This is a genomic window from Delftia sp. S65, from assembly GCF_016516495.1.
Classification (GTDB): Bacteria; Pseudomonadota; Gammaproteobacteria; order Burkholderiales; family Burkholderiaceae_C; genus Comamonas; species Comamonas acidovorans.
This window is the reverse complement of sequence record NZ_JACVUR010000042.1, coordinates 23,837-43,174: the sequence shown is the minus strand read 5'-3', so window position 1 is coordinate 43,174 and position 19,338 is coordinate 23,837. Positions and strand designations below refer to the sequence as shown.

The window sequence follows — 19,338 nt, the reverse complement described above, 5'->3', positions numbered from 1 at the left end:
ATGGGTGACATCTCCCGGCTCCTCGCCGACCACGGGCCTGCCTTCTGGCAGGCCCTCTTGCTGACCTGGAAGCTCACCGCCTTCTCGTTCCTGCCCGGCTTCCTGCTGGGCGTGGTCGTGACGGTGCTCAGGCTTCTTCCCCTGCCGCCGCTGCGCTTCGTGCTGACGGGCTACGTCGAGATCTTCCGCAACATTCCCAGCGTGGCGCTGCTGATCTTCATCGTGTTCGCGCTGCCCGATCTCAATGTCGTGATCGACTATGAGCCCAGCGTGGTCCTGGCCCTGACCCTGGTCTGCTCCGCGTTCACGGCGGACTATCTGCGCGCGGGCATCAACACCATTGCCGGCAGCCAGATCGAGGCCGCGCTCAGCCTGGGCATGCGGCCCATGCAGATCATCTCGGCCGTGGTGCTGCCGCAGGCGCTGCGCTCGGTCGTGCAGCCGATGACGTCGCTGCTCATTGCGCTGATGCTGTCCACCTCGCTGGCGTCCCAGGTGCCGCTGGCGGGCCGGGAGCTCACGGCGCTCGTGTCCAAGATCGCCAACGACTCCGCCGCCGGCATGGCCGCGTTCGCGGTGGCCGCCGCCCTGTACGTGGCCACCGGATTGCTCATTGCCTGGGTGGGCGCCATCCTGGAAAAGAAGCTGCGGATACTGCGATGAGCCGTTCTCTGGAAGACATTCTGTTTGGCGCGCCCAGCCCGCAGGCCAGGAAGATCACGCAGGTGGTCAGCCTGATCGCCGCGGCCGGGCTGATTGCGCTGGCTGCGGGCGTCGTGTGGCGTTTTCATTCCGCAGGCCAGCTCGAGGCCCGGTTCTGGGAGTTCTTCGCCTGGCCCACCACCTGGGCCTTTCTGGCCAAGGGCCTGCTCGGCACGCTGGCGTCCTCGGCCATGGCCGCCGTCATTGCGCTGAGCCTTGGGCTGGTGCTGCTGGCGGGGCGCCTGGCGCGGCCCCGCATCGTGCGCTGGCCCAGCATCGCCGTCATCGAATTCCTGCGCGGCACGCCCACGCTGCTGCTGATCTATGTGTGCTTTCTGGTGCTTCCCGCAGCCGGCATCAAGCTCGGCACGTACTGGATGCTGACCCTGCCCATAGGCCTGAGCACCGCCGCCGTGGTGGCCGAGGTCTACCGCGCAGGCGTGCTGGCCGTCCCTCGCGGCCAGACCGATGCCGCGCGAAGCCTGGGGCTGACCGAGGTCCAGGTCTTCCGGTTCGTCGTCTTCCCGCAGGCCCTGCGCTACATCGTCCCGGCCCTGGTCGCGCAGCTGGTCATCGTGGTCAAGGACACCACCTTCGGCTACATCGTCACCTATGGCGAGCTCATGCAGAACGCCAAGGTGCTCATCGCCAACTACCACGCGCTGGTGCCCGTGTACCTGGTGGTGGCGGTGCTGTACTGCCTGGTGAACTACGCGATATCGAGGGCGAGCAGGCGGCTGAGCCGGCCGGTGCACTGAGCCTCGTCACGAGCGGCTTGTCGCGAGAGCACGGCTTGCAACTGCCATTGCCATGGCCAGGGCAACGACGATCAGAACGGCCGAGACTGCGAACGTGATCCGCATCGCGTTGGCAACGGCCTCGGGATGCGCCGTTGCGATGTCGGGCGTCTTTGAAGCGAGCGCGAAAACCGTCCCCATCATGGATGCCCCGGTGATGAGCCCTAGGTTGCGCGACAGGCTGAGCATGCCCGAGATGACGCCGCGCTGGTCTGGATGGACATTCGCCATGACGGCGGTGTTGTTGGCCGCCTGGAAGAGCTGATATCCAGGGGTCAGGACGACGATGGCAGCAACGTATCCCGCCACGCCGAACATCGACGCAAGCACGGACAGTGCAAATGCCCCCGCCGCCATGGCGATGAGCCCGACGATGGCCATGGATGGCGCGCCCCAACAATCGACGGCACGGCCAGAGGGGACTCCGCTCAATATGGCGATCAACGGGCCCACCGCCATCACGATGCCAACAATGGCTTCGTTGAGCCCGAGCGCACGGGCGAGGTAGAACGGCCCCACCACCAGCGTCGACATCATCACCGTCGAGACGAGCGCGTTCATGGCAAGGCTTGCGCTGAAGCCTGGATCACGGAACATCGCCAATCGAATCAAGGGCGATGCGGCTTTCGCCTCGGCAAGCACGAAGAGCACGGCACCCAAGGCAGTGGCCAACACAAGAGCCCCGTTGAGCGGACCGAAACTTCCGCGCCCCAGCGTCATGGCCAGTGCGTACGCCACAAGCGTCACAGCCAGCAGCAAGGTGCCCAGATTGTCGAAGCGGGCCCGCCCCGTCTTCTCCCCCCGGCAATCGGCGGGCAGGTAACGGTGCGCGAGAACCCATGCCACGATACCCAGCGGTACGTTGACGAGAAAGATCGCCTGCCAACCGAGTCCGGCGATCAGAACGCCGCCCAGCGATGGACCGAGAGCGGTGCCCATTGCGGACATCGTTCCGAGCAGTCCCATGGCGCTGCCGGTCCTTTCCTTCGGCACCGTCCCGGCGACAAACGCCATGGTGAGGGCCATCATGATGGCCGCGCCAAGACCCTGCACCGCCCGGGCGGCAATCAGCAGCCGGAGCGTGGGCGCCAGGCCGCAAAGGACCGAGGCCAGCGTGAACAGGAAGATGCCGACCAGCAGCAGCCGTCGGCGGCCCATGACGTCGCCGAGCCGCCCGACGCTGACGATCAGGGCGGTGATGGCCAGCAGATAGGCAAGGACGACCCACTGGACCTGCTGGAAAGAGGCGCCGAACGCCTGAGCCAAGGTCGGCAACCCCACATTGGCGATGCTGGTGCCCAGCGATGACAGCAACATCGATAGCGAAAGGCTGGCAAGCACCCACCGAATCGACGGCGTCTGCTCTGCACTGTCAGCGGCTATCCCATCTCTTGCTGTCGTGGCTGATTCTGGTGTGATTTTCATTGTTGGCGACTCCCGAAATTGAGCTATCGGAAGCGTAGTTCCCTGCCCGGCATGGCGGAAGGCGCACCACTTTCACTTTATTCATGCGTCTGGCGCCATGTCACCGCACGCCGTGCTACGGTCGATCCATGTCAAGACCCGATCTCAACCTGCTTGTCACCCTGGATGTGCTGCTTGCGGAAGGCAACGTGGCGCGCGCCGCCCAACGGTTGCGGCTGAGCCCGTCAGCGATGAGCCGGGCGTTGGCGCGTTTGCGGGAGACGACGGGCGATCCGCTGCTGGTCCGGGCCGGGCGCGGCCTCGTTCCCACACCTCGGGCGCTCGAACTCCGCGAGCGGGTCAGCCAGCTGGTGCAGGACACGGAAGCGGTTTTGCGCCCTGCCGAGCAGCGCAACCTCCAGCAGCTGGTCCGAACGTTCACACTGCGGACCAGCGAAGGCTTTGTGGAGAATTTCGGACCGGACCTGATTGCCCGCGTCGGCGAGCAAGCGCCTGGCGTTCGCCTTTGCTTTGTGCAGAAGTCAAACAAAGGGAGCGGCCCGCTTCGCGACGGCACGGTCGATCTGGAGACCGGCGTTGTCGGCAGCTCGATAGGTCCGGAGGTGCGTGCGCAGGCGTTGTTCCGAGACCGTTTCATTGGCGTCGTGCGAATGGGGCACCCGCTGAGCCAGGGCGAGATCACGCCCGCGCGCTATGCGGCCGGCAGGCATATCCTGGTGTCCCGGCGAGGGCAGGACAAGGGGCCCATCGATGAAGCCTTGAGTTCTCTCGACCTGCAACGGCAGATCGTTGCGATCGTTGGCGGCTTTTCAGCGGCGCTGGCCTTGGCCCGGGCCTCCGACCTGATCGCCAGTGTTCCCGAACGGCACACGGGGAACCTGCGTGCCGGAATGCACAGCTTCCCCCTTCCGGTCCCTGTGCCGGAGATCACGGTTTCACTCCTGTGGCACCCGAGGCTGCATGCCGATCCGGCGCACCGTTGGCTGCGCGGGTGCGTACGGGAGATCTGCGCGGAACAGCACAGCGATTCCTGGCCATGCGAAAAAGCGGCCGAGAGCCCGGCGTGAAACCGATGGCTATCCGAAGTGCGGCAGCGTGACTACAGCGTGGCCACACGCGTGAAATGAACATGGCGCAGCACACCGTCCCCGGCTATGCTCGGTGCCTTTGCCGTTGCGCAGTCGGTGCCCGCCGGCTCTCCAACGGACCTTGCCTGTTCAGGATCTCCCATGCACATCGAACCCGGCGTCGTCAGCCCCGAGAAAATCGCCCTCAGTTACGTCACTGCCGCAGCGGCCTTCGGCCTGACCGCCGCCCTGGCACGGCAAAGCCTGCGCGACAACGGCGGCGCGCTCGCGCTGCTGGTGCGCAGTGTGATCACCACCGCGCTGGTGTTCAGCTTCTTCGAGGTGTTTCCGCATGAGCCGGTCGGCGTATCCGAGGTCCATCTGATTCTGGGCTCGACCTTGCTGCTGATGTTCGGCGCGGGTGCTGCGGCCATTGGCCTGGCGTGCGGCCTGCTGGTCCAGGGCCTGTTCTTTGCACCCTTCGACCTGCCGCAGTACGGCATGAACGTAACCACCTTGCTGGTGCCGCTGTATGCGGTGAGCCAACTGGCGCGCCGGCTGATTCCGGCCGGCACGGCCTATGTGGACATCAGCTACCGGCAGGCCCTGGCCCTGTCCACCACCTACCAGGGCGGCATCGTGCTGTGGGTCGCCTTCTGGGCCATCTACGGCCATGGCACCAGCCTGGCCACCATGACCGAGGTCGCAAGCTTTGGTGCCGCCTACATGTGCGTGGTGCTGGTGGAGCCCCTGGTGGACCTGGCCGTGCTGTGGCTGGCCAAGCGTCTGGCCGCCTTCACGCAAGGGCCGCTTTTCAACACCCGCCTGCACGCAGCGGCCATCTGACAGCCGGCTTCCCGGTCACCGCACCCTTGGTGCTCCGCTGTGGCGGGCTGCTCAAGACTCCAGCCGCATCCGCGCTGACCAGCACCAAGGCGGCTGCATCACGGAAATCAGGCCGAAAATCAGGCAACGGGCTCCCGTTCACGGGCCGCCCGATCCGTGACTTCCACCCAACGGACTGCCGCGCAGCAAGGGCCTGAAGGCCCGCATCCTGCGACAATTCGGCCCGCGCGCTCCGCTCCATTTCAATGCGACGGCCCCGACCTGCGCCGCATTGCTCCTTGCCTGGCAGCTATTGCACGGGGCCGGCCTGCGCCGATATCTTCATCGTCCATGGTTCTCGATCCCTTCACCCTGCTCGTTCTCACCACGGCCATGGCCGCCGCCTCGGCGCTGTATCTGGCTGCGGAATGGGGCAGCGTGCGCGAACGCTCGCTGCTGCTGTGGAGCGGGGGGTTTGCCATCATCGCCGTGGGCTGTGTGCTGGCCCTGCTGCGCTCCAGCGGCCATGTGCTGCTGGGCATCTGGTTTCCCAACGGCTTGCTGATCTGCGCGCACTGGCTGTTCCTGGCCGGCGTTGCAGCGTTCACGCACACCCGGCTGCCGCGCCTGTGGTGGCTGGTGGCCGTCGTCTGGCTGGCAATGCTGTTCATGCCCAGCGGACCGTGGTGGTCCAGGGCAATGCTGGGCATTCAGTCGCTGCTGATCGCCGTCATCAGCCTGCGCGCCGGCCTGCTGCTGCGCCCGCACGGCGGCACGCTGGGCGTGGGCGCGGCGCAGCTGCGCTTCGTTCTGCTGGCCCACGGCCTGTTCTATTTCGCCAAGGCCGCCTCGGCCGTGGCGCTGGACACCTTCATCAACCTGGCCAATTTCCACGGCACGGTGATCCTGGTCTCGCTGGTGGAAGGCGTGATGGCGATCATGCTGCTCGCCATGTCCATGACCGGCACGGAGCGCCATCGCCGCGAGGAACGCATCGCGCAGATCGCCGCCCGCGACCCGCTCACCGCCCTGGACAACCGCCGCGCGCTCTATCTGCGCGCACCCCAGCTGCTGGAGCAGGCCTCACCGGCCAGCCCCTGCGCCCTGCTGCTGATCGATATCGACCACTTCAAGCAGGTCAACGACCTGCACGGCCACGATGCCGGCGACCGCCTGCTGCTGACGCTGAGCGACCTCATCCGCAGCGCGCTGCCGCGCGGCGCACTGGCCGCACGGCTGGGCGGGGACGAGTTCGTGATCGTGCTGCGCAGCGTCGACCACGCGGCAGCGCAGGCGCTGGGCCAGGACTTGCGCGAGGCCTTCGCGCAGCAGGCGCGGACCATGTTCGAGACGCCGGAGCCGGTGTCGCTGAGCATCGGTGCCACCTTGTTCGACCAACCGGGGGTGGAGCTGTCCCACTGGCTCAAGCAGGCCGACGAAGCCCTCTACACCTCCAAGCGCAAGGGACGGGACCGGATGGAACTGGTCCCGCTTGCGCCCGGGCGGCCGCACTGAAGGCGCCGGGGGCGCCGGGGGCGCCGAGGGTGCCCTGGCCCTGGGCATGCCTCACGCCAGCTCTTCATCCGCCAGCGCCAGCGCTGCCTGCGCCAGCAGTTCGGCGGCATGCGCATCGCTGCCGGGGGTGAAGACCCGGTGGCGCTGCGGGTCCAGCGGCGGACCCCGGTCCACTTCGCCGGCTTGCGAGGCGACCACGCTGCGCGTGCCCAGGGCAGCAGCCATCATGGAGACGGTGGTGTTGTTGCACACGGCCACGCTGGCCGATGCCAGCGCCGCGCCCAGCATCCAGATGTCGGTGCGGCCGCTCAGGTCCAGCGCGGGGTGGCGCATTTGCGCGGCCACCGATGCGACCAGGGCGCGCTCGTCCTCGCTGCCGGTGAGCACCACTTCCAGCCCCGCCTGCGCCAGCCGGTCGGCCACGGCCGCGAAGCCGCTGGCGGACCAGCGGCGCACAGCCAGCCGCGCGCCCGGGTGCACGATGGCGTAGCGGCGGCTTGCGGGCAGCAGCGGGCGGACGCGGGCGCGGTCATCGGCATTCAACGGCAGGTCCAGCTTGAGGCCGCGGCGCGGCAGGCCCATGTAGTCGGTCAGGGCCAGCAGGCCCAGCACTTCGCTGCCCTGCCCCGGCCAGGGCACAAAGCGCAGCGCATCCGCCTCGGGCACCCAGTCATCGGGGTCCGCAAAGCCCGCATTGCGGCGCGCGCCAAAGTTGGCGACCAGGGCATTGGTGTTGCGGCCCGAGTCGTGCAGCTGCACCACCAGGTCAAAGCGGCGCGAACGCATGCGGCGCTGGAAGAAGCTGTATTCATCGGCCTTGGCCGAGGGCACGCCGGGCAGACCGGGCCAGCCGGGAAACAGCTCGAAGTCATCGACCGAAGACAGCCTTTGCGCCAGGCCTTCGGCCTCGGGCAGCCCGACCAGGGTGATGCGTGCCTTGGGCCAGGCCGCAGCCAATGCACGCAGAACGGGCGTGGCGCACAGCAGATCCCCAAAGCGGCGCGCGCGGAACACGCCGATTCTGCGCAGCTGCGGCAAGACGGCCGACCTGCGGTGGTCCGTGTACTTGCCGGGCCTGAGGGCCGAGGTTGAATCGGCCAGCCTCAGCAAGGGGTGATTCATGGAATTCATGGGCACTCTCCGCCTGTGGTTGCAGGCCATGGATACGTAGCAATCGGCGTGCCCGCCGCGCGCCCTCCCCCTGCAAAAGCCGGACGCCGTCTACCACGCCTGGCTGGGTTGCCCTGTCACACCCATGAAACATGGGCTGCAGACAATGCCGGACTTTGTCAATCAGAGCGCCCCGCGCAACACGAAGAATGCAAGTCTGGAAATTGGGAATGGTGGCCGGTGCCACAGCGCTGGCCCTGGCAGGTTGTGGTGGCAGCGATGGCGATAGGGCAGATGGGGGAACGAACAGCCCGGCCGTGGCCTTCATGGCCGATGTGCACTTCCAGGACGTGTACGGCGACCTCAAAAACAGCAGCTTCAAGGGCGTGCCCACGGCCAATGGCATGTTCGCCACCATCCGCACCATGTATGCGCAGCTGACTTCCACGCGGCTGTTCAACGAGAACTACTTCGCCTTCCGCGCCGCGCTGGACGATTCGCTGGCCAAGGGCGTGAAGCTGGTGGCCTTTCCCGGCGACTTCTCCGACGACGGCCAGCCGCTGAACGTGAACGGCTTTCGTGCCGTGCTGGCCGAGTACGAGAAAAAGGGCATGCGCTTTTTCATCGCGCCCGGCAACCATGACCCTGTCGCCCCCTACGACGATGATGAAAAGGGCAAGGACGACTTCATGGCCGCCAACGGCAGCACGGTCAAGGTCTACGCCAAGAACTACCAGGGCTGCCTGAACGCCGAAGCCAACGTGGTCTGTACCGACCAGTTGATGGAGCAAGGCTATGCCTCGCTGCTGCGCGACCTGGCCCCCTACGGCCTGATGCCCAATGAGAAGGACGTGTACTGGGAGACCCCCTACAGCACCTACGCGCAGGACAAGTACAGCTATGCCGAGGCGTCCAGACAGGCCCAGCTGGGCCAGCGCAGCTACGAGATCTGCAAGGAAGGCGAAGGCGGCAGGTTCAAGCAGGCCGGCTACACCAATTGCACCAGCATTGCCGATGTGAGCTACCTGGTCGAGCCCGTCAAGGGCCTGTGGCTGCTGTCGGTGGACGCCAACGTCTTCGTGCCGGACAAGCTGGACCCCGCCAAGCCCAACTCGCCCAAGGGCTTCACCGGCGCCGGCAATGCAGGCTGGAACAAGATGACCACGCACAAGAAGAGCGTGATGGCGTGGATCGAATCGGTGAGCGCGCGCGCCAAGGCGCAGGGCAAGCAGCTGGTGGCCTTCTCGCACTACCCGACCATGGACTTCTACGCCAACCAGACCGATGCCATCAAGGCCGCCTTCAAGCCCGGCGCCTTCCAGACGGCGCGCGTGCCCGAGCAGGCCACGGCCGAGGCGGTGGCCGCCACGGGTCTGCCGCTGCACATCGGCGGCCACATGCACTTCAACGGCACCAACGACTACCTGAGCAAGAGCGGCAAGTACCTGGTGAACGTGCAGTCGCCGTCGCTGGCCGTCTACGGCGCGGCCTACAAGATCGTGCGCTTCGACACGCCGCGCAAGGTGGACGTGCAGACCGTGGCGCTGAACAACGTGCCGCGCTTCAACGAGCTCTTTCCGCTGTACGAGATGGAATGGAAGTACGTGGAAGGCAGCAGCAAGCCCGAGGACGCCAAGCGCCGCTGGGACAAGGCCATTCTGTCCAGCACCAGCTATGGCGACTTCACCAGCCGCTACTTCGGCGAGCTGTCGCGCCTGCGCTTCCTGGACGAGTACTGGGCCTGCGACATGAAGGACCTGGTCAGCCAGCTCAACCTGCAGCAGATGCTGACCATGGCCCAGCTGGACACCAAGGTCACCTACGCCCAGCTCGCCGGCCTGGCCGCGCAAGGCGTTGCCGTGCCGTTCAAGCCCAGCGCCGGCTGCCTGCAAGGCAGCCCCGTGGCCGGCAATGCCGCGCAGTGGGCCGCCGACTGGAGCGTGGCCGAGAACGCCGCCCGCGCCAAGGCCCAGGCCGCGGGCGTGGACTTCAACGCGCTGGCCAAGGTGTCGGCCTATACCTTCTACGGCGACTTCCACCGCACCGTCTACGCGGGCGGCCTGTCGCTGAACGACATGGGCAAGCAGCGCGTGGAGCAGTACCGCCTGCTGATGAGCGCCTTCCCTGCCCTGACCTCGGCGCCCCAGAAAACGGGCGACAAGCTGGCCGACAGCACGCCCGTGGGCCAGCCCTTCCAGTACAGCTTCAAGCAGGTGTTCTCCATCCTCAAGGGCCTGGGCTCGGGCAAGCCCAGCGACCATTTCTCGGTGGACTTCGACGCCAGGACGCTGCGCGCGGAAGGCAGTGACAGCCTGAAGTTCTGACAAACAAGGCGCGGCCTGTACAGCGCTGATCTGTGCCAAGGGGTGCCCTGCCCCTTCGTGCAGGTCAGCGCTTTTTTGCATTTGCGCAGGCATGACTACACGGCTTCCGATCTTTCCTACACCCGGATTTCACGGCGCGCCACACACTTGCTGCATTCCTCCCGCAACCCCTAAAGACCGGCGGCATCGGCCCCAGCCGCCACCCGCCGGATCAGGAGTTCTCCCCATGAAGCAGCTCATTCCCATGGCAGGGTCCCATCACCGTTCGTATGTCCCCATGCAGATGGGCCAGCCCATCAGCGACGGCAACTACACCCAGCAGCAGACCAAGGCCAACCAGCGACAGATAGGCCAGCCCTTGCCGCAAAAGCAGCAGCAATGAAGGCGATGCCGCGCCTGTGAGGCCGGCCACGTCAATCCAGGCCTGGAGCACCCTGCTCCTCTTGCACAAGCTCCCGCAAGCCCTGCCCGCCAGCGTTTGTGGGGGCTTGTTGTCCTTGGGCCCCGCAGCCGCCCAGGCCCAGGGTGCAAGCAGTATGGTTACATATGCAACAACGGGTTGCGCACCTACGTGACCCCCCCTCGCGCAACGCATACCATCGCCGCCCAACAACTCAGAAAGGCGGAGGGTATGCAAGAAAATTCTCTCGAATGTTTCCTTTATCACAGCCAGCTGGCCCCAGGGGCTGACACCACATGCATCGCGGCGATCATCAAGGCGGCGCGCACCTTCAACTGGTCGGCCGGGATCACGGGCATGCTGGTTTTCGACGGTGAACGCTTCTTCCAGTATGTCGAAGGGCCGCCAGAGCAACTGGCGCTGCTGGTGGAGTCCATCTCGCGCGATGAAAGACACATCAACTTCACGCCCCTGTTTCCGCAGGCACGCCTTGATCAAAGGCGTTTTGCCAAGTGGTCCATGGCCTATGTGATCGTGGAAGACTCGGAGCCGCTGGGCACCATCTCCGAGCTTCAAGGCCCAGGCGCACTGGAAAAACTGCAGGAGCTTTTACCGCTGCTGGACGCCCAGTAATCCCTTTGCCCCCCAAAGGCGCGGCAGTTTTATAGTATGGGTTCACTGAGGCAGGAAATCGATGCTTACCCGTTGGACTACCGAATCCGAGAAAGAGCAACTGCTCGGACTGCAGACCGCTGAAATCCTGGACCTGAATGCCAGAAAAGAATTCCAGCGCATCACCGAGCTCACCAGCCGCATGTTCATGGCTCCAATTGCCATCATCACGGTTCTGGACGAGCACAGGCAATGGTTCAAGGCACCGGTGGGTGTGGATATGGATGGCAGCCTTCGCACGGATGCCTTCTGTGACCACACCATCAGAAACGAAGGAATCATGGTGATTCCCGATACGCACCTGGACAGCAGATTTTCAGAAAATCCCCTGGTCACCCACAAGCCCAATATCAGGTTCTATGCAGGTGTGCCTTTGATAATGGAATCCGGCCACGCCATCGGCAGCCTGTGCATCATCGATACCCAGCCCAGGACATTCTCCGAAGAGCAAGGCCAGCAACTGCAAGCCATGGCCGCCATCGTTCAGGCTCAACTCCAATACCATCACAGAATTGGAAAAACAAACGAAGTCACGGGCCTGCCAAATCGCACGCAACTCAAGCTGGACCTGAAGAGCCTTTGCATTCTGGCCCCGGGAGCGGCACGCGGTCTGGTATTGATGGAGGTGCTCAACCACGCCAGCCTGCTGGAAATGAGCAATGCGCTGGGCTTGAACTATGTCGAGCAGCTCATGCGCGACATTGCCAAGGCAGTCACGGACATGACGGGGCCGCACGCAACCGTCTACCACGTGGGCCTGGCCAGGTTTGCCTGGGTGATCAGCGCCGGCAGGCAAGAAGATGAGGAGGCATTGGTCAACCAATTGCTGGAGTACCTGCAAAAACCCATCACCAGCGCCGATCTGCGGTTCGAACTTCAACCCAGGGCAGGCGTGGTGCGGTTCTACCTGAACCAGGACGAGGTGGACGATGTCATCCGCAAGGCGATGGTGTGCGTGCAGCAGGCCGGATACAACGCTCGATCGTTTCACCGCTATGAGGAGAATGAGGACAGTCTCCAGCAACGATCCTATCGGCTCCTGCGGGACTTCGGACATGCGCTGGGCAATGGGCAGCTGCGGCTGGTGTACCAGCCCAAATTCGACAACCACAGTTTCAGCTGCAAGGGGCTGGAGGCGCTCATACGCTGGAAGCATCCACAAATGGGAGAAATCCCGCCCAGCGAATTCATCCCTCTGGTTGAAGCCACGCCGTTGATCCACAGCCTGACACGGTTCGTGATCAAAACGGCGCTGGCGCAGGTGGCGGCCTGGAAAGCCGAGAAACTCGATCTTCAGGTCTCCATCAACATCTCCCCGCGCAATCTGGATGAGGTCGATTTCCCGGACTACCTGAACGCCATGTGCAACCAGCACGGCGTTCCGCTGAAAAACATCGTGATCGAGTGCACAGAAAGCGATGTGCTGACAGGCCATGGCACGGTTCAGGCGCTTCAACAGATCAGGAAACTCGGCATCAAGGTTGCACTGGATGATTTTGGCGCCGCATATTCCAATCTTGCATCGCTCAAGAATCTGCCTGCCGAGATATTGAAGATAGACCGGTCCATGGTCTGCGACATCGATACCAATGACCGGGCCCTGTCCGTATTGAAATCCATCATGACCATGGCCTCGGATCTTGGCTATCGCCTGGTGGCAGAGGGCGTTGACAGCGCCGAAGTCTTTGATTTACTGGTTTCCCTGGGTTTCGATGAAATACAGGGCTACTATTTCAGCAGGCCCATTGAAGCGTCGGAAATCAGGAAATTCGTTGAAGAGCGCAATCGGTACGCCAACGGAAAATAGCGGCAGCCACGAAGATACGAATCATTTCCAGAGAGCCGCATGCCGATGGGGGCATAGGCCCCGATCACGCCCTGCGCTCCTAGAATCACGCATCCCTTGGGGAGTAGCCTGCTTGCAACCTGCAAGCGCCTGCGTCAACACACTCGGCATCCTGCATGCTGTGGCGCAGGCATCCGTTCTTCGGTTGGCGAGACCATCGGCATTTCACCGCGACACAGGTCACAAGGTCGGGCGGCGGTGAAGTGCCGTTGTGCGCTTGCCCGGCCGTGAAGAACCCCTCCCAGATGAACGCCGCATCCATCCTGCTCCTGGCCTTTGCCATGTCCACCGACGCCTTTGCCGCTGCCGTGGGCAAGGGCTCCGCCCTGCTCAAACCCCGTTGGTCCGAAGCCCTGCGCACAGGCGCCATCTTCGGCGTCATCGAAGCCCTGACGCCGCTGGCCGGCTGGGCGCTGGGCTATGCGGCTTCCGACTACGTCAAGGCATGGGACCACTGGATTGCCTTCGTGCTGCTGCTGGTGCTGGGCGGCCGCATGCTGCTGGGCGCCCTCAAGGCCGCTGACGGCGAAGAAGAGGCCAAGCCCGCCCGGCACGGCTTCTGGCTGCTGGTGGCCACCGGATTCGCCACCAGCATCGACGCCATGGCCGTGGGCGTGGGCCTGGCCTTCCTGGATGTGAGCATCACCACCGTTGCCCTGGCCATCGGCTTTGCCACCTTCGCCATGGTGACCCTGGGCGTCATGGTCGGCCGCCTGCTGGGCAGCATTGCGGGCCGCTGGGCGGAGGCCGTTGGCGGTGTGCTGCTGATCGGCATCGGCTCGGTGATTCTGTATGAGCATCTGAGCGCCATCTGATTGGGGGCCGGCACCCCGCCAGCGCACGGTTGCGGGAGCTTGTAGGCAAGCTCCTCGCCGCGCTGCTCGATTGGCTGACAGGCCTTTGCTTGCTTTTCCGATCTCCGTGCGCTTGGGCAGCGCTCCTAATGAGGGCTTCAAATTTTGTTTTCCAGGAGTTCTCTATGACAGGTCACAAGACGCTGAAGATGGGTTTGATCGCTGCCGCACTGATCGCAGGCGCAGCCTCCACCAGCTGGGCCCAGCCCGTGGCGGGCACCACCACGCTGGGCGTGGCGGCCACTGAAGTCCAGGCCGTGGCCACGGGCTGGAGCCTGAAGAAGTCCGTGCTGGGCAAGAGCGTCTACAACGAGGAAGGCAAGGCCGTGGGCAAGATCGACGATGTGATCGTCGCACCCGACAAGGCCGTGTCGTACGCCATCATCGGCGCAGGCGGCTTCCTGGGCATGGGCAAGCACGACGTGGCCATTCCCGTGAACCAGTTCCGCGTGGAAAACAACAAGATCACCCTGCCCGGCGCCACCAAGGACGCGCTGAAGGCACTGCCCAAGTTCGAATACGCGAAGAAGTAAACCAGGCGCGCCCTCTCGCCTCATTCACAAGCTTCACAAGCCCTGCACTGCAGGGCTTTTTCGTGGGCGCGTGGCTGGCAGCCAGGCAAGCGCCCAGAGTGGCTGTGGAAGGCAATATGATCGCGGCGGATCAGATTCATACAAAAAATCCACGAGCAAATGAAAATACTCCTCGCCGCGTCATTGGGAATATCGTTGGCCATTCAGGCATCGACCTGCTTTGCGGACAACAGCAATGGGAAGCAGCTCTATTCATCGAGATGCGCCATGTGCCACGGGGCAGACGCCAGAGGCACGGGCCCGCTGGCCAACAAGAGCAACCCTCCCACGCCCGACCTGACGACCGCCGCCTTCAGAAAAAGGCTGCATGATTATCCGGGCGTGATTGTCTCGTCCGTCATTCTTCGCCCGAATGGAGATTTGATTCCCCGGACCTTGCGGGAAAACGGCGTGAAAGTACCGCCCCATGCCTGGACGGTGAAGGATTTTCGTGACCTGAATGAGTATTTCAGTGGCCTGATCACGAAGAAATAAATTCAAATTGCGATTTCCTGCCTGCGCACATGCTCGCGCACGGCATCGACCAGGATGCGCGCAAGGCGGTCCACGGGCTCCGGGGCATCCAGCGCGGCGCGGCCCAGGATCAGGTCCATGGACGGCAGGGCCGGCAGGCCAAGGGCCTGTGCATCCAGCGGCCTGACGTGGGCGGGCAGGCCGAACGGCGTGCGCACGGACAGGCCCAGGCCGGCCGCCGTGGCGGCCCAGACGGCAGTCAGGCTGGCGCTGTTGAAGGCGTGGCGCCAGGCCAGGCCCTTTTTGTCCAGGGCGGCCGTCACGATGTCCCGCAGGGGGCAAGGCGCCTCAAGCATGGCCAGGGGCAGCGCCTCATCGCCCTGCGCCCCGCCGTTGAGGCCGCGCGCCCAGCCGGCCTCGGCCGCATCCAGCGATGCCGGGCCAATCCACTGAAGCGGCAGCCGCATGATGTGCTCGCCATGCACGCAGGCATGGTTCATGCCCACATCCCAGAGCAGCGCCACGTCGAACTGGCCCAGGGCCATGCGTTCGCGCAGTTCATCGCTGCGGGCCACGCTGGCCTCGATGCGCACATGCGGGTGGGCCCGTGCGAACTGCCCAAGCACATGGGGCAGCACGCTTTCGCCCAGGTCTTCCTGCAGGCCCAGGCGCACCAGGCCGCGCAGTTCGCTGCCGCGCACGGCCGCCACGGCGCGGTCGTTGAGCTCCAGCAGGCGCAGCGCGTAGCCGCGCAAGGTTTCCCCCGCCTCCGTCAGCACCAGCCCCCGGCCGGACTTGCGCAGCAAGGGCGTGCCGCATTGGGACTCCAGCTTCTTGAGCTGGGCACTGACGGCCGATGTGGAGCGGCCCAGCCGGTCTGCCGCCCGGGCAAAGCTGCCCAGTTCGACGCCGGTGCAAAAGGTGCGCAGCACATCCAGGTCATAGAGAACACGTGTCATTGCCAAGCCCCCAATCATGCTGAAAAAATGGATTGTAGATACGAAATTATGTGATTTTCAGGATGGTTGAGGCCCAACATACTGCCGCCCATGACCTCCTCTTCTCCTGCACCCGGCGCCGATCCGGGCCCCCTCCTGCCCTTGCCCTCCCCGCCCCGCCACCGATGGAAGGTGCTGGCGGCAGGCGTCATCGCCAATGCCGCGTTTTCCGTGGCTTTCAGCGGGATTCCCATGACGGCCATCCTCATGCGTTCGGGCTACCAGCTGGACACCCGGACGCTGGGCCTGGCGCTGGGGCTGATGGGCCTGGGCATTGCGCTCAGTGAATTGCCCTGGGGATTGCTGACGGACCGCTGGGGTGACCGGCCGGTGCTGCTGCTCGGCCTGTGCGGCACGGCCGTGGCCCTGGCGGCCATGGCGCTATGGGCTTCGCCATCGCCGGCCCATATCCCGCCGTTTGGCTTGCTGGCTGGCGGCCTGGTGCTGGTGGGGCTGCTGGGCGGCAGCGTGAACGGCGCCAGCGGCCGGGCAGTCATGGGCTGGTTTGCCGAGGGCGAGCGCGGCCTGGCCATGAGCATCCGCCAGACCGCCGTGCCGCTGGGTGGCGCCATCGGCGCGCCCTTGCTGACCAGCCTGGCCACGCATGCAGGCTTTGCCGCCGTCTATGGCGTGCTGGCTGCGCTGTGCCTTGGGGCTGCCGCATTCGCCGCGCTGTGGATTCAGGAGCCGCCGCAGTCACCGCTTCGAAGCAAGGCCGCCGCGCCGCACCACGCCGGAGCCACCACGCCCGGCCCATTGCGCGATCTGCAGGCCTGGCGCATGGCCGCCGGCATCGGCATCCTGTGCGCCCCGCAGTTCGCCGTGCTGTCCTTCGGTACAGTGTTCCTGCATGACCATGCCCAGTTGGGGCTGGGCGCGGCGGCCGCCCTCATGTCGGTCGTGCAACTGGCTTCCATGGCCTTGCGGATCTGGAGCGGCCGCTGGACCGACAGGCACCGGAACAGGCCCGCCTTTCTGCGCGCCTGCTGCCAGCTCACCCTGGCGCTGTTCGCGGGCCTTGCGGTCCTGAGCTGGGCCGGCCACCCGGCCGGGTCTGCTGCGATGGGTGTGGCTCTCATGGTGATGCTGGGCATCTGCGGCATCTGCGTGTCCGCCTGGCATGGCGTGGCCTACACGCAGCTGGCCGGGATGGCCGGCGCAGCCCGCGCGGGCACGGCGCTGGGCATGGCCAATACCTCCGTGTTCGCGGTCTGCTTTCTGGTGCCCCTGGCCATACCGCATCTGCTGTCGGCCCAGGGCTGGGGGCTGGTCTGGGCCTGTGCGGCGGCCTGCGCGGGCTGGGCCATGCAGCTGTTTGCACGGGCCGGTGCCATTGGCAACGCCAAGGCCGCGAAGACCCCCCAATTGCACGAGAATGTTGGCTGTCTTCCCCCACCGACCTCCCCTCGATCATGACCATCGCCCACTGGCTTGTTTTCTGCGGCGTCTCGCTGTTGATGTGCTTCACCCCCGGCCCCGCCGTGTTGCTGGCCATCTCCAACTCGGTGGACGTGGGCGCAAGGCGAACGGCACTGAGCTCGCTGGGCAGCTCGGTCGGCATCTTTGTGGTGTCCGGGCTGGCGATGATCGGCATGGGGACCATCCTCGCCATGTCGGCCCATGCATTTCTGGCCATGAAGGTGGCGGGCGCCATGTACCTGATCTGGCTGGGCGTCAAGCGCTGGCGCAGCAAGGACGGCTTGCTGGGCAGCGATGCGGGCCTGGCCCCCACCCAGCGGCGCGAGCGCAAGAACTGGCAACTGGTGGCCCAGGGCATGGGCGTGTCGCTGACCAATCCCAAGGCCATCCTGTTCTTCTCGGCGCTGTTTCCCCAGTTTGTCGTCCCGGGCGAGCCGCTGCTCACGCAGTACCTGGTGCTGACGACCACCTTCGCGGTCTGCGCCCTGATCTCGCACGCCTGCTACGTGCTGCTCATCTCCTTGATCAAGGGCCACCTGGTGGCGCACGCCAAGCTGTTCAACCGCATCGTGGGCGGCACCTTCATCGCGCTGGGCGTGGTACTGCTCAGGACACGGCACAAGCTGGGCTGAGTGCGTGCGCAGCCTTTGCTCGCACGGGCCAGGTGCGCTGCGCAAGCCAATGCAAGCCCGCCCCCAGCGCCGGCCACGCCCGCCACGCCCACGAAGGGCAGGCGGCGTGGCCGCAGATGCCAGGCTCAGTTCGCCAGCGCATCCCTCACCACGAAATGCTCCACATGCGGTGCCTGCGCAAAGTACGGGCCGATGATGGCGCGCCACTGCGCGAAGGCGGGTGACTCGCGAAAGCCCACGGTGTGGTCTTCCAGGGTCTCCCAGTTCACCTGCAGCACGTAGCGGCCGGGTGTTTCCATGCAGGCAAGAATGCTGTGCCCACGGTATCCACCGGCCTTGGACAGCACGTCGGCCACAGCCTGGGTCAGGGCCTGGCCGAATTCCTCGTGCCTGGCGGGATCGACCCTCAGTTCGGCAATTTCAACAATCATGGATATCTCCTGGAGAGGCGGCTCGATGTCGGCGCGGGAGGGCGGCCGGGGTCATCGCTCCTGGTTGAGGGACTGGATGCGCGCAGGGCCGCGCGCATCCGGAGACTTGGAATATTGCAGAACTTGAGGATTCCTACCCAGGGGATGCGCGCCCCGGGCAGGCGCCTTACTGCCCTGCCTGCTCAGGGATCAGCAGCAGCTTGCCTACGCTCTGGCCCGATTCCATGCGCCGGTGCGCCTGCGCGGCCTCGGCCAGCGGGTAGGTGCTGTCGATCACCGGGCGGATGGTGCCGGCCGCCAGCGCGGGCAGCCAGCGCTGGGCGAAGCGCTGGACCATGGCCTGCTTGACTTCGGGCGGGCGCGACTTCATCACCGTCCCGAAGATCCGCAGGTGCTTGTACAGCAGCACATCCATGGGCACGGCCGCCGCCAGCGCGCCGCCCAGCAGGCCCACGCAGACCATGCGCCCGCCCATGCCCAGCGAGCGCATATTGCGCTCCAGGTAGGGGGCGCCAATGAAATCGACCACCACATCCACGCCCTTGCCGCCCGTCCTGTCGGCCACCACGGCCTGGAAGTCTTCGCTGCGGTAGTCGATGAACACGTCGGCGCCAAGGCCCGTGACGGCGTCCCGCTTGTCGCCGCTGGCCGTGGCAAACACGCGCGCGCCGGCCGCATGCGCCAGTTGCACGGCCGCCGAGCCCACGCCGCTGCCCGCCGCGTGGATCAGCACCGATTCGCCCGGCTGCAGGCTGGCCAGGTGGAACAGCGCCTCATGCGCGGTGACGAAGACTTCGGCCACCGCGCCGGCGTCGGTCAGCGACAGGCTCTCGGGCACATGCATGGCCATGCGGTAGTCGATGCGCGACAGCTCGGCATAGGCGCCGCCGCCCACGATGCCCATGACGCGGTCGCCCACGGCAAAGCCCTGCACCTGCGCGCCCACCTCCACCACGGTGCCGGCGATCTCCAGGCCCATGAGGTCGGATTCGCCAAAGTGGGCGCGGCCATAGGCGCCCTTGCGGTGGGATACGTCGGCACGGTTCACGCCAATCGCGGCGTTGCGCACCAGAAGGTCATGGGGCCGGACTTCGGGCCGGGCCACGTCGCGGGCCACGAGCACTTCGGGGCCGCCGAAGTCGTCGAAAACAATGGCTTGCATGCTTGTGCTGTCTTTCATTGCGCAATGAGTATTCAAAAAAGGGTTGAAGGTCCGATACCCAAAGCTTACGACTGCTCCAAGCCGCTCAAACGCAGCGATTTCGCTCTACAGTG

19 protein-coding genes and 1 riboswitch are annotated in these 19,338 nt (G+C 65.3%); of the genes, 14 read left to right on the top strand and 5 right to left on the bottom strand.

The features are described from left to right. Together IAE24_RS24655 and IAE24_RS24650 are read left to right on the top strand one after the other, a co-directional pair. A complete protein-coding gene (locus IAE24_RS24655) occupies positions 1-663 on the top strand; it encodes an amino acid ABC transporter permease (RefSeq protein WP_013801877.1) in 663 nt (220 codons plus the stop codon). Then, entirely contained in the window at positions 660-1,460 is an 801-nt protein-coding gene (locus tag IAE24_RS24650; protein WP_013801876.1) for an amino acid ABC transporter permease, read from the top strand. The genes IAE24_RS24655 and IAE24_RS24650 overlap by 4 nt, the downstream gene beginning before the upstream one ends. Before the next feature lie 6 nt (positions 1,461-1,466). Here IAE24_RS24650 and IAE24_RS24645 read toward each other — a convergent pair whose 3' ends face one another. Then, the gene (locus IAE24_RS24645) at positions 1,467-2,924 is read right to left on the bottom strand and encodes an MFS transporter (protein ID WP_199959386.1); all 1,458 of its coding nucleotides are present in this window, start codon (positions 2,922-2,924) and stop codon (positions 1,467-1,469) included. 128 nt (positions 2,925-3,052) lie between these two features. Here IAE24_RS24645 and IAE24_RS24640 point away from each other — a divergent pair, with 128 nt between their 5' ends. The 3 genes from IAE24_RS24640 (at position 3,053) to IAE24_RS24630 (ending at position 6,331) form a co-directional block, all read left to right on the top strand. After that, positions 3,053-3,991, top strand: coding sequence for a LysR family transcriptional regulator (locus IAE24_RS24640; protein WP_199959388.1), 939 nt, complete (start codon positions 3,053-3,055; stop codon positions 3,989-3,991). A 162-nt stretch (positions 3,992-4,153) separates the two neighbouring features. Beyond that, entirely contained in the window at positions 4,154-4,837 is a 684-nt protein-coding gene (locus tag IAE24_RS24635) for an energy-coupling factor ABC transporter permease (RefSeq protein ID WP_199959390.1), read from the top strand. Positions 4,838-5,167: 330 nt separating this feature from the next. After that, a complete protein-coding gene (locus IAE24_RS24630; protein ID WP_096916662.1) occupies positions 5,168-6,331 on the top strand; it encodes a GGDEF domain-containing protein in 1,164 nt (387 codons plus the stop codon). Positions 6,332-6,382: 51 nt separating this feature from the next. On the opposite strand, the gene IAE24_RS24625 is transcribed toward IAE24_RS24630, so the two are convergent. Further along, complete coding sequence (locus tag IAE24_RS24625; RefSeq protein ID WP_199959392.1) at positions 6,383-7,462, bottom strand: glycosyltransferase family 9 protein; 1,080 nt, start codon at positions 7,460-7,462, stop codon at positions 6,383-6,385. A gap of 209 nt (positions 7,463-7,671) precedes the next feature. Between IAE24_RS24625 and IAE24_RS24620 the strand changes: the two genes are divergently transcribed. The 7 genes from IAE24_RS24620 to IAE24_RS24590 all read left to right on the top strand — a co-directional run bounded on the left by IAE24_RS24620 (position 7,672) and on the right by IAE24_RS24590 (position 14,604). Next, entirely contained in the window at positions 7,672-9,765 is a 2,094-nt protein-coding gene (locus IAE24_RS24620) for a metallophosphoesterase family protein (RefSeq protein WP_233626106.1), read from the top strand. A gap of 226 nt (positions 9,766-9,991) precedes the next feature. Continuing rightward, the gene (locus IAE24_RS24615; RefSeq protein WP_012206197.1) at positions 9,992-10,147 is read left to right on the top strand and encodes a hypothetical protein; all 156 of its coding nucleotides are present in this window, start codon (positions 9,992-9,994) and stop codon (positions 10,145-10,147) included. Positions 10,148-10,396: 249 nt separating this feature from the next. Continuing rightward, entirely contained in the window at positions 10,397-10,798 is a 402-nt protein-coding gene (locus tag IAE24_RS24610; protein WP_043824908.1) for a BLUF domain-containing protein, read from the top strand. A 61-nt stretch (positions 10,799-10,859) separates the two neighbouring features. After that, positions 10,860-12,644 (top strand): putative bifunctional diguanylate cyclase/phosphodiesterase, encoded by a 1,785-nt coding sequence (locus tag IAE24_RS24605; protein ID WP_199959396.1) that lies wholly within the window; start codon positions 10,860-10,862, stop codon positions 12,642-12,644. A gap of 86 nt (positions 12,645-12,730) precedes the next feature. Next, positions 12,731-12,909, top strand: a riboswitch (yybP-ykoY riboswitch). Positions 12,910-12,928: 19 nt separating this feature from the next. Further along, a complete protein-coding gene (gene mntP / locus IAE24_RS24600) occupies positions 12,929-13,498 on the top strand; it encodes a manganese efflux pump MntP (protein WP_043824905.1) in 570 nt (189 codons plus the stop codon). 164 nt (positions 13,499-13,662) lie between these two features. After that, complete coding sequence (locus IAE24_RS24595) at positions 13,663-14,070, top strand: PRC-barrel domain-containing protein (protein ID WP_034395775.1); 408 nt, start codon at positions 13,663-13,665, stop codon at positions 14,068-14,070. A 159-nt stretch (positions 14,071-14,229) separates the two neighbouring features. Continuing rightward, the gene (locus IAE24_RS24590) at positions 14,230-14,604 is read left to right on the top strand and encodes a c-type cytochrome (RefSeq protein WP_099733336.1); all 375 of its coding nucleotides are present in this window, start codon (positions 14,230-14,232) and stop codon (positions 14,602-14,604) included. Between the two features lie 2 nt (positions 14,605-14,606). On the opposite strand, the gene IAE24_RS24585 is transcribed toward IAE24_RS24590, so the two are convergent. Then, on the bottom strand, positions 14,607-15,542 hold the full coding sequence (locus IAE24_RS24585; protein WP_199959838.1) for a LysR family transcriptional regulator: 936 nt from the start codon (positions 15,540-15,542) through the stop codon (positions 14,607-14,609). 90 nt (positions 15,543-15,632) lie between these two features. Here IAE24_RS24585 and IAE24_RS24580 point away from each other — a divergent pair, with 90 nt between their 5' ends. After that, entirely contained in the window at positions 15,633-16,997 is a 1,365-nt protein-coding gene (locus IAE24_RS24580) for an MFS transporter (protein WP_199959398.1), read from the top strand. Next, positions 16,994-17,632 (top strand): LysE family translocator, encoded by a 639-nt coding sequence (locus IAE24_RS24575; RefSeq protein ID WP_199959400.1) that lies wholly within the window; start codon positions 16,994-16,996, stop codon positions 17,630-17,632. Before IAE24_RS24580 ends, IAE24_RS24575 begins: the two co-directional genes overlap by 4 nt. A gap of 125 nt (positions 17,633-17,757) precedes the next feature. Here the strand turns inward: IAE24_RS24575 and IAE24_RS24570 are convergent, their stop codons facing one another. After that, positions 17,758-18,063, bottom strand: a complete 306-nt coding sequence (locus IAE24_RS24570; RefSeq protein WP_199959402.1) for an antibiotic biosynthesis monooxygenase family protein — start codon at positions 18,061-18,063, stop codon at positions 17,758-17,760. A gap of 166 nt (positions 18,064-18,229) precedes the next feature. Next, positions 18,230-19,225, bottom strand: a complete 996-nt coding sequence (locus tag IAE24_RS24565) for an NAD(P)H-quinone oxidoreductase (RefSeq protein WP_097202034.1) — start codon at positions 19,223-19,225, stop codon at positions 18,230-18,232. Positions 19,226-19,338 lie beyond the last annotated feature (113 nt).

What these genes read in the sequence shown, in the direction of transcription:
- IAE24_RS24655 (WP_013801877.1), top strand. Translation starts at nt 1, where the DNA reads ATGGGTGACATCTCCCGGCTCCTCGCCGACCACGGGCCTGCCTTCTGG.
- IAE24_RS24650 (WP_013801876.1), top strand. Translation starts at nt 660, where the DNA reads ATGAGCCGTTCTCTGGAAGACATTCTGTTTGGCGCGCCCAGCCCGCAG.
- IAE24_RS24645 (WP_199959386.1), bottom strand. Translation starts at nt 2,924, where the DNA reads ATGAAAATCACACCAGAATCAGCCACGACAGCAAGAGATGGGATAGCC.
- IAE24_RS24640 (WP_199959388.1), top strand. Translation starts at nt 3,053, where the DNA reads ATGTCAAGACCCGATCTCAACCTGCTTGTCACCCTGGATGTGCTGCTT.
- IAE24_RS24635 (WP_199959390.1), top strand. Translation starts at nt 4,154, where the DNA reads ATGCACATCGAACCCGGCGTCGTCAGCCCCGAGAAAATCGCCCTCAGT.
- IAE24_RS24630 (WP_096916662.1), top strand. Translation starts at nt 5,168, where the DNA reads ATGGTTCTCGATCCCTTCACCCTGCTCGTTCTCACCACGGCCATGGCC.
- IAE24_RS24625 (WP_199959392.1), bottom strand. Translation starts at nt 7,462, where the DNA reads ATGAATTCCATGAATCACCCCTTGCTGAGGCTGGCCGATTCAACCTCG.
- IAE24_RS24620 (WP_233626106.1), top strand. Translation starts at nt 7,672, where the DNA reads ATGGTGGCCGGTGCCACAGCGCTGGCCCTGGCAGGTTGTGGTGGCAGC.
- IAE24_RS24615 (WP_012206197.1), top strand. Translation starts at nt 9,992, where the DNA reads ATGAAGCAGCTCATTCCCATGGCAGGGTCCCATCACCGTTCGTATGTC.
- IAE24_RS24610 (WP_043824908.1), top strand. Translation starts at nt 10,397, where the DNA reads ATGCAAGAAAATTCTCTCGAATGTTTCCTTTATCACAGCCAGCTGGCC.
- IAE24_RS24605 (WP_199959396.1), top strand. Translation starts at nt 10,860, where the DNA reads ATGCTTACCCGTTGGACTACCGAATCCGAGAAAGAGCAACTGCTCGGA.
- mntP (WP_043824905.1), top strand. Translation starts at nt 12,929, where the DNA reads ATGAACGCCGCATCCATCCTGCTCCTGGCCTTTGCCATGTCCACCGAC.
- IAE24_RS24595 (WP_034395775.1), top strand. Translation starts at nt 13,663, where the DNA reads ATGACAGGTCACAAGACGCTGAAGATGGGTTTGATCGCTGCCGCACTG.
- IAE24_RS24590 (WP_099733336.1), top strand. Translation starts at nt 14,230, where the DNA reads ATGAAAATACTCCTCGCCGCGTCATTGGGAATATCGTTGGCCATTCAG.
- IAE24_RS24585 (WP_199959838.1), bottom strand. Translation starts at nt 15,542, where the DNA reads ATGACACGTGTTCTCTATGACCTGGATGTGCTGCGCACCTTTTGCACC.
- IAE24_RS24580 (WP_199959398.1), top strand. Translation starts at nt 15,633, where the DNA reads ATGACCTCCTCTTCTCCTGCACCCGGCGCCGATCCGGGCCCCCTCCTG.
- IAE24_RS24575 (WP_199959400.1), top strand. Translation starts at nt 16,994, where the DNA reads ATGACCATCGCCCACTGGCTTGTTTTCTGCGGCGTCTCGCTGTTGATG.
- IAE24_RS24570 (WP_199959402.1), bottom strand. Translation starts at nt 18,063, where the DNA reads ATGATTGTTGAAATTGCCGAACTGAGGGTCGATCCCGCCAGGCACGAG.
- IAE24_RS24565 (WP_097202034.1), bottom strand. Translation starts at nt 19,225, where the DNA reads ATGCAAGCCATTGTTTTCGACGACTTCGGCGGCCCCGAAGTGCTCGTG.